The following is a 6,970-nucleotide window of genomic DNA, read 5'->3' as shown; positions in this document are numbered from 1 at the left end:
CCTCGGTGGTCATCCGCTCACCTCCCCGCCCGGCCGGTGAGGCCCAGCTGGGCGGCGGCGCGCTCGTACATCTCGTAGCGCTCCAGCCGGCGGCGGTTGGCGCGGCGGAAGCGGCGTGCGACGAGCCGGGCGAGGTCGGCGGCGCCGACCATGCCGGCCTCGGGGCCGAGCTGGGCGCGGACGATGCGGGCCTCGGGCCGGTAGCCGCGCCCGGTGAGGTGGCGCTTGTAGGCGTCGGTGGCGGGGCCGATGAGCAGTTCGTCGGCCGCGCTGACGCCGCCGCCGACGACAAAGCAGGACGGGTCGAGCGCGGCGGCGAGGTTGGCGATGCCGACGCCGAGCCACTGGCCGATGTCCTGGAGGAGTTCGACGCACATGGCGTCGCCCTCGCGGGCCAGCTCGGTGATGAGCGGGCCGGTGATGTCGCCGATCTGGCCGCCGACGCGGGCGTTGATGGTGTGCGCGACCGGGGAGTCGGCGGCGGCGAGTTCGCGGGCCTCGCGGACGAGGGCGTTGCCGGAGCTGTACTGCTCCCAGCAGCCGCGGTTGCCGCAGGGGCAGCGGTGCCCGCCGGGCACGACCTGCATGTGGCCGAACTCGCCGGCGACGCCGTACTTGCCGCGCTTGACCTTGCCGTCCTCGAGTATGGCGCCGCCGATTCCGGTACCGAGGGTGATCATGACGAGGTGGTCCTCGCCGCGTCCGGCGCCGAAGCGCCACTCGCCCCAGGCGGCGGCGTTGGCGTCGTTGTCGATGAGGACGGGGACGGCGAGGCGGGCCTGGAGGGCTTCGCGCAGGGGTTCGTCGCGCCAGGAGAGGTGAGGGGCGAACAGGATGCGGGAGCGGTCGGCGTCGACCCAGCCGGCGGCGCCGATGCCGACGGCGTGCACGTCGTGCCGGTCGGAGAGGTCGAGGACCAGCTCGGTGATGGTGTCCTCGACGACCTTGGGGCTCTTGGACTTGTCGGGTGTCTCGGTGCGGAGCTTCTCCAGGATGGTGCCGTCGGCGTCGACGACGCCGGCCATGACCTTCGTACCGCCGATGTCGATGCCGACGGTGGGGACCCGGGGCGCCGACAGGTGGGAGCGCCGCTCGCGCGTCGAGACGGTGCGCAGCACGGTGGTGCGGGCGGGGCTCGCGGCGCCGCGGTCACGGTACGTACTCATCGAATCGATTGTGCCCTACGAGGCGGCTGGGGAGCGTGTCGGCGCGGGCGTGCGGGCGAGCTCGTGACCGAGCTGTTCCAGTTCGCCGCCGCCGGCCATCTCGTGGGTGAGCGCGTCGAGGGTGATGTCGCCCTTGCGGTGGCTGCCGGCCATGGTGCCGCGCTTGAGCAGGACGAAGCGGTCGCCGACGAGGTGGGCGTGGTGGGGGTTGTGGGTGATGAGGACCACGCCCAGTCCCTGGTCGCGGGCGGCGGCGACGTAGCGGAGCACCACGCCGGACTGCTTGACGCCGAGCGCGGCGGTGGGCTCGTCGAGCACCAGGATCCGGGCGCCGAAGTGGACGGCGCGGGCGATGGCGACGCACTGGCGCTGGCCGCCGGAGAGGGTGCCGATGGGCCGGTCCACGTCGGGCAGGTCGATGCCCATCCGGGCCAGGGCCTCCCGGGTGGTGCGGCGCATGGTGGCCACGTCGAGGCGGCGCAGCGGTCCGCGGCCGGTGTGCGGTTCGGAGCCGAGGAAGAAGTTGCGCCAGACGGGCATCAGCGGGACGACGGCCAGGTCCTGGTAGACGGTGGCGATGCCGCGGTCCAGGGCCTCGCGCGGCGAGTGCAGGACCGTTTCCTCACCGTCGAGCAGGTAGCGCCCGGTGTCGTGCCGGTGCAGACCGGCGATGATCTTGATGAGGGTGGACTTGCCGGCGCCGTTGTCGCCGAGCACGCAGGTCACCGAGCCGGCGTGCACGTCGAGCGAGACGTTCCGCAAGGCGGCGACGTTGCCGTAGGACTTGCCGACGTCGACGAGGCCGAGCAGGGGTTCGCCGGCCCCGGGCGGCGCGGTCTCGCGTGTGGTCGTGTCGGTCATCGGGTGGCCTCCGCCCGCTTGCGGATCCAGGCGTTCAGCAGGGCCGCGAGCAGCAGCATCGCGCCGAGGAAGAACTTGAACCAGTTGGGGTCCCACTCGGCGTAGACGATGCCCTTGCTGACGATCCCGAAGATCAGGGCGCCGATCGCCGCGCCGGCGGCGGAGCCGTAGCCGCCGGTGAGCAGGCAGCCGCCGATGACGGCGGCGGCGATGTAGATCAGCTCGTTGCCGACGCCCTCGCCGGACTGGACGACGTCGTAGCTGAACAGCAGGTGCTGGCCGAGCACCCAGGCGCAGAAGGCGACGCCCAGGTAGAGGCCGATCTTGGTCCCCCGGACCGGGACGCCGACGGCCCGCGCGGCGTCCTTGTTGCCGCCGACGGCGAAGATCCAGTTCCCGGCACGGGTGCGCAGCAGGACCCAGGTCGCGACGGCGACAAGCGCCAGCCACCACAGCACGGTGACGCGCAGGGTGAAGCCGCCGAGGTCCAGTTGGGAGGCGAAGACGGCGCGGGCCGCGGAGAAGCCCTCCATGTCGGCGATGGACTTGGTGGAGACGGTGCCGGCGATCAGCTTGGTGAGGCCGAGGTTGAGGCCGGTCAGCATCAGGAAGGTGCCGAGCGTGATGATGAAGCTCGGCAGTCCGGTGCGGGTCAGCAGCCAGCCGTTGAAGAGCCCGACCGCCAGGGTGACCAGCAGCGAGACGCCGACGCCGACCCACACGTTGGCGGTCATCTGGTAGCTGAACATCGAGGAGACCAGGGCGGAGCTGGTCACCAGGACACCGGCGGACAGGTCGAACTCGCCGCCGATCATCAGCAGCGCGACGGCGACGGCGACGATCCCGATGGTGGAGGAGGCGTAGAGGACGGTCGACAGGCTGCCCGGACGCAGAAAGCTTTCGGCGGAGAGGGCGAAGAAGACGAAGACCGCCACCGCGCCCACCAGTGCGCCCAGCTCCGGGCGGGTGAACAGCCGCCGCGCCAGCTCCCCGGCACGGCCCGGCGGGCCGGCGGCGGGAGGCTCGGCGGTCGGCGCGTCGTCGGCCGCCGGCCCCTCGGTGGGCGGCGGCTGAGAGTCGGATGTCCGGGTGTCGCTCATCGGGTTCCCCTACGGGTGTACTCCTCCAGCGCCTCGGCGTCGTCCCCGGTCAGCACCTGGGGACCGGTCAGCACGGGCTGCCCGCCGCCGAGCATGGTGGCGTTGTAGTTGTAGAGCCAGAGCAGGTCGACGGCCTGGTAGCCCTGCAGGTAGGGCTGCTGGTCCACGGCGAAGGTCAGCTCGCCGTCCTTCAGGGCGCGCACCACCTGCGCGTTCAGGTCGAACGTGCTGACCTGCGCCTTGCTGCCGGCCTGCTTCGCCGCCTTCACCGCCGTGGCGGCGAACGGCGCGCCGAGCGTGACGACGGAGTCCACCTTCTCGTCGGACTGCAGCTTGGCCTCCAGCGACGACTCGACGGCCGGCATGTTGGTGCCGTCGACGTACAGGTTGTCCACGGTGCCGTCGAAGGTCGCGCGGACGCCCCGGCAGCGCTCCTCGTGGCCGACGTTGCCCTGCTCGTGCAGCACGCAGAGGGCCTTGGTGAGGCCGCGTTCGTTCAGTTCCTCGCCGACGGCCTCGCCGGCGGTGACCTCGTCCTGGCCGATGTGGGCGAGCGCGCCGTAGTCCTTGGAGCGGTCCTGCCCCGAGTTGATCGTCACCACCGGGATGCCGGCCCGTACGGCCTTCTCCACGACCGCCTTCATGGCGTCCGGCTTGGCGAGCGTGACGACCAGGCCGTCCACGCCCTGGTCGATGGCGGCCTGGACGAGTTGGGCCTGCTTGCCGGCCTCCTTGTCGTGCGAGTACAGGAACTCGATGTTGTCCTTCGCGGCCGCCTGCTCGGCGCCGCTGCGCACGATGTCCCAGAAGGTGTCGCCCTCGCCCGAGTGGGTGACCATGGCGATCTTCCAGCGCGGCGTGTCCACCGCCGCCGGACCGGCCGCTCCCCTGGCCCGCTCCTCCTCGGCGCGCTTGCCGCCGGTGCTGCTGCACGCGCTCAGCGCGAGCGTCAGGACGAGGCCGACCGCGAGGACGGCCGACCGTCTGCCTCCCGGGCGGCCGCTGCCGCCGCCCGCTCCGCCGGTGTGCGTACGCCTGCTGTGCGTGCGCGTGCTCTGTGTGCGCCTGCTGTTCGCGCGCCCTCGAAACCACTTCACGCCGGCCACCGGCTCCTGCCCCTCGGTACGGATCTGCCCGCCGGCACGACCCGAGGAGGGCCGACGCCGGCCGGTCAAGTATCCGCCACCGGGACCGCGGGCGGGCACCTGGGTGAGGACGGCACCCGCGGGGGCCGGGGCGTTCAGCGGCGGAGACGTCCGGTGGGACCCGGACCTCCGCTGCCGCGCTTCGGGCCCACGGGGCTCGACGGGCATGGGCCCGAGGGGCAGAGGGTCGCGGACGCGCCCCTCAAGGCCGGGAGGGACGGAGGCGCGGCGGGCACCCCTCGCCGCCGGCAGCCGGCGTGAACGACGCGGCCAGAAGCGGGCGCCGGAGGCGGGTCGGCGCGCCCGCGCCGACCGGGCGCGGGCGGCGGGTCGACGTACGGGGCCGCTCCGGTCCCGGCACGGCGATCAGCTTGGTGGGGGCGGCGCGAGCGGAGGACCGGTGGGCGGTGGCCCGACGGCCGACCGGCCGCAGACCGGAGTGACATCCTCCGGCCCCCGGCCGGAGGAGGGCCGGCCTGCCGCACGGCCCGAGCGGCGGGGCCGTGCGGCAGGGTGCGCGTCACCAGGGTCGGGTAGCGCGGGGAGTGGCCGGGTTCCGGCCGCGACGTGCCGGTCGGTCGCACGTCGGGCCTGGCGGGTGGGGCCGGCCTTCGATGAGCGGTCGGCTGAGGGCCAGGGCAACGGGGCGGTCCTCAGCCCAGGAGGCGGCCTCCCGCCCGATCCGGCCCGTCGGCGGGTGGGCTGGACCGGGCGGGTCGGGGGCGACGGTCGTCACCGGCGCGCCCCGCGAATCGGCCGTCCCGACGCCGGCGGCCGAACCGCCGACGTGCCGAGCCCGGCGACCGCCGGCGAGCGGCGGGCGCCGGGCGCGGGTCAGCCGCCGAGTTCCTGGTGGCGGGCGGCGAGCGCCGCCGCGCCGTCCTCGGTCAGGGAGCCGTGGAGACGCAGGCGGGAGATACCGCCGTCGGGGAAGATGTCGAGCCGGACGTGGGTGACGGCGGGCGCGTCGTCGAGCAGGAAGCGGTGCACGGTGTCGGGCTGGAGCCGGGTGCGGGGCAGCAGTTCGACCCACTCGCCCTCCTCGCCGTCGCGGCCGACAAGCGCGGCCCAGCCGGCGGAGTTGCCCTTGAGGTAGGCGGTGTCGATCTCCACGGCGCGGAGTGTGGCGCGGCCGGTGAGCGCGTAGCGGATCCAGTCGTTGCCCTTGTCGCGGCGGCGCCTGGTCTCCCAGCCGTCGTCCATCTTGCGGGAGCGGCCGGGCTGGATGGTGTTGGTGGCCGGCGAGTAGAAACGGTCGGAGGCGTCCTCGACGGCGCCGCCGTTCTCCAGGGCGACGAGGTCGAAGGTGCCGAGGGCGGCGAGCCAGGCGGGGTCGGGGGCGACCTCGCCGTACACGCGGAGCCTGGCCACGCCGCCGTCGGGGTGCTGGCGCAGGCGCAGGTGGGTGAAGCGCTGCTCGACGTCGACGGTGAAGCCGTTGGCGGCGTGGCCGCCCACCGGGGTGCGGGGGACGAGGGTGGTCCACTTGACGTCGTCGGCCAGCAGGTCCTCGGGCGAGGCGGAGACCGGGGCCGCGGTGGCCTCGACGGAGACGGCCTGCGGGTAGTTGCCGCGGAAGTGGGCGGTGTCGACGACGATGCCGCGGACGACGCCGGGGGCGCCGAGGCGGATCAGCGCCCAGTCGTGGTCGTCGTCGGTGGGGTGGGGCCGCTGGGCGTCGGCGCCGCGTCGGCGGCGGGTCTCCCAGCCGTCCATGATCTTGCCCTTGTGGCCGAAGTGCTCGGGGTCGAACTCCGCGCGTTCGGGGACGAGCAGGTTCTCGCGCTCGGCGAAGAACTCGTCGTTGGCCGCGAGGACCCCGGCGCCCAGGCGCCGGTCCGCGAGGTCCGCGTGGTGGGTGAAGGGGAAGTCGGCGGTGCGGTAGTCGGCGTACGGGTCCCCGCCGCCGTAGGGCTTGGCGTCGCCGGTGAAGCGGGGCAGTCCGGTACGGGCCGCGGTCATGCGGGGTTCCTTTCGATGAGTCGGCCGGCCTTCTCGACGATCCGGCCGTTGTCGGTGATCTGCCGGCCGCGCAGCCACGTGGAGCGCACCACGCCGTGCAGGGTCTTCCCGGCGTAGGCGGTGACCTGGTTGCGGTGGTGGAGCTCGGCGGGGTCGACGGTGAACGTCTCGTCGGGGGCGAGGACGACGAGGTCCGCGTCCCGGCCGGGTTCGATCGCGCCCTTGGTGGTGAGGCCGGCCAGTCGGGCGGGGGCCTGGGACATCCAGCGCGTGACGTCGTGCAGGGAGTGGCCGCGTTCGCGGGCGGCGGTCCACACGGCCGGGAGGCCGAGCTGGAGTGAGGAGATGCCGCCCCAGGCGTCGCCGAAGTCGGGGGTCTTGAGGTCGGTGGTGCAGGGCGAGTGGTCGGAGACGACGCAGTCGATGGTGCCGTCGGCGAGGCCGGCCCACAGCGCGTCCTGGTTCTCGCGCTCCCGGATGGGCGGGCAGCACTTGAACTCGGTGGCGCCGTCGGGCACCTCCTCGGCGGTGAGGGTGAGGAAGTGCGGGCAGGTCTCGACGGTCAGGCGCACGCCGTCGCGCCGGGCGGCGCTGATGGTGGGCAGCGCGTCGGCGGAGGAGAGGTGCAGTACGTGGACGCGGGCGTCGAGTTCGCGGGCGAGGTCCGCGAGGAGGTTGATGGCGTCGTTCTCGGCGGCGCGCGGCCGGGAGGCGAGGAAGTCGGCGTACCGGGGGC

6 protein-coding genes are annotated in these 6,970 nt (G+C 73.8%); all 6 read right to left on the bottom strand.

Features of this window, described 5'->3' with window-relative positions; genetic code table 11:
• Positions 1 to 17 precede the first annotated feature (17 nt).
• The gene (locus tag GL263_RS18035; RefSeq protein ID WP_182856755.1) at positions 18 to 1,166 is read right to left on the bottom strand and encodes an ROK family glucokinase; all 1,149 of its coding nucleotides are present in this window, start codon (positions 1,164 to 1,166) and stop codon (positions 18 to 20) included.
• 15 nt (positions 1,167 to 1,181) lie between these two features.
• The gene (locus GL263_RS18030; protein ID WP_182856754.1) at positions 1,182 to 2,027 is read right to left on the bottom strand and encodes an ATP-binding cassette domain-containing protein; all 846 of its coding nucleotides are present in this window, start codon (positions 2,025 to 2,027) and stop codon (positions 1,182 to 1,184) included.
• Complete coding sequence (locus tag GL263_RS18025; protein WP_182856753.1) at positions 2,024 to 3,127, bottom strand: ABC transporter permease; 1,104 nt, start codon at positions 3,125 to 3,127, stop codon at positions 2,024 to 2,026. Before GL263_RS18025 ends, GL263_RS18030 begins: the two co-directional genes overlap by 4 nt.
• Positions 3,124 to 4,080 (bottom strand): sugar ABC transporter substrate-binding protein, encoded by a 957-nt coding sequence (locus GL263_RS18020; protein WP_228456607.1) that lies wholly within the window; start codon positions 4,078 to 4,080, stop codon positions 3,124 to 3,126. The genes GL263_RS18025 and GL263_RS18020 overlap by 4 nt, the downstream gene beginning before the upstream one ends.
• A 1,026-nt stretch (positions 4,081 to 5,106) precedes the next feature.
• Positions 5,107 to 6,234, bottom strand: coding sequence for an allantoicase (alc, locus tag GL263_RS18015; protein WP_182856751.1), 1,128 nt, complete (start codon positions 6,232 to 6,234; stop codon positions 5,107 to 5,109).
• On the bottom strand, positions 6,231 to 6,970 hold a 740-nt coding region (locus GL263_RS18010; RefSeq protein WP_182856750.1), incomplete at its 5' end, for an amidohydrolase family protein. The genes alc and GL263_RS18010, both read right to left, overlap by 4 nt.

Origin of the sequence: Streptomyces durbertensis, assembly GCF_014156695.1 — a bacterium.
GTDB classification, from domain to species: Bacteria; Actinomycetota; Actinomycetes; order Streptomycetales; family Streptomycetaceae; genus Streptomyces; species Streptomyces durbertensis.
Note: the sequence above shows the minus strand (reverse complement) of the source record. Positions and strands in the feature narration are given on the sequence as shown.